This is a genomic window from Bradyrhizobium sp. SBR1B (assembly GCF_014198205.1).
Taxonomy (GTDB): domain Bacteria; phylum Pseudomonadota; class Alphaproteobacteria; order Rhizobiales; family Xanthobacteraceae; genus Bradyrhizobium.
In genome coordinates this window covers 1-1,529 of record NZ_JACIHC010000076.1, presented here as the reverse complement: position 1 = coordinate 1,529, position 1,529 = coordinate 1, and the positions used below count along the sequence as shown (strand labels likewise).

Sequence of the window (1,529 nt, the reverse complement as noted above, 5' to 3'; positions counted from 1 at the left end):
GCCATGGGCCAAGCTTTGAACAGAGAGCCGTATGCGCTGAAAGGTGCACGTACGGTTCGGGGAGGAGAAGCGCGCTCGCGCTTCTTACTCCACTCAAGATCACCGGATGGGGGTGGTACTATCTCTCGACCGTGCTTGACGACTTGTCGCGCTACATCGTGGCCTGGAGGCTTGGTCCCACCATGTGCGCTTCCGATGTCACAGCCACCCTCGACCAGGCACTCGCCGCATCCGGCCTTGACCACATCGCCGTCGCGCACCGGCCAAGGCTTCTCAGCGACAATGGTTCGAGTTACGTAGCGGATGATCTGGCCGAGTGGCTCGACCAGAAGGGCATGCAGCACGTGCGCGGCGCTCCGTACCATCCTCAGACCCAGGGAAAGATCGAGCGCTGGCATCAGACGCTGAAGAATCGCATCCTGCTCGACAACTATTACCTACCCGGTGATCTCGAGCGTCAAGTAGGAGCCTTCGTCGAACACTATAATCACGTCCGCTATCATGAGAGTATCGACAACCTCACGCCAGCCGATGTCTACTTCGGCAGGGCTGAGGCGATCCTCGCAGAACGAAACTGAACCGCCCCGGGTTTGCCGGAGGCTCCAACTCCTGAGAGGATGGAGCCATGACAAGCAAGACGACGAACAAGTTTTCACCTGAAGTCCGCGATCGAGCGGTTCGGCTGGTTCTGGATCACGCCGGCGAGCACCCGTCGCGGTGGGCGGCAGTGACCTCGATCGCGACCAAGATCGGCTGCACCCCGCAGACGCTGCATGACTGGGTCCAGAAGGCCGAGGTCGACAGCGGGCAGCGGGCCGGCGTTCCAACCGAGATGGCCGAGAGGCTGAAGGCCCTGGAACGGGAGAACCGTGAGCTCCGGCAAGCCAACGAGATCTTGCGCAAGGCGAGCGCATATTTTGCGATGGCGGAGCTCGACCGCCGGTCCAAGCCATGATCGCCTTCATTGACGAGCATCGTGGGGCGCATGGGGTCGAGCCGATCTGCAAGGTCTTGCCGATCGCCCCCTCGACCTACCATGCCCATGTGGCCAAACGGCGCGATCCCGCCAAGCTGTCGGCGCGTGCCCGGCAGGACGGGGCGCTGAAGATCGAGGTTCGACGCGTCTTCGATCAGAACTTCTCCGTCTATGGCGTGCGCAAGGTCTGGCGACAGCTCAAGCGCGAAGGCTTCGATGTTGCCCGTTGCACAGTGTCGCGACTGATGCGGGACATGGGTTTGCAAGGGGTGATCCGCGGCAAACCCGTCAGGACCACGATCAGCGACAAGGCCGCGCCATGCCCGCTGGATCACGTCAACCGCCAGTTCAAGGCGTCGAGGCCGAACGTCCTTTGGCTCTCCGACTTCACTTATGGTGCGCCTCGCCCCTCAGTTGGGGAAGCGTATGACTGGAATGCAAAAGAGAAAGGAGGACTGAAAATGACTTGTTCCCTGCTGTGAGGGGACATGAGCCCAAGCGGCGGTGACCTGTCGTCAACTGGCAGGGTGACGTAGCCCGCAGGTAAAGGGGA

At 61.5% G+C, this 1,529-nt stretch carries 1 protein-coding gene, 1 pseudogene and 1 other annotated feature; the gene and the pseudogene both read left to right on the top strand.

The annotated features are described in order from the left end of the window. A partial coding sequence (locus tag GGD61_RS40135; RefSeq protein WP_246786232.1) for a DDE-type integrase/transposase/recombinase occupies nucleotides 1-578 on the top strand: 578 nt, incomplete at its 5' end. A 47-nt stretch (nucleotides 579-625) separates the two neighbouring features. After that, nucleotides 626-1,377 (top strand): annotated as a pseudogene (locus GGD61_RS40130) (IS3 family transposase); the annotation flags it as partial. Continuing rightward, nucleotides 910-1,026, top strand: a sequence feature (AL1L pseudoknot). Its footprint overlaps the pseudogene before it by 117 nt. Nucleotides 1,378-1,529: the final 152 nt, after the last annotated feature.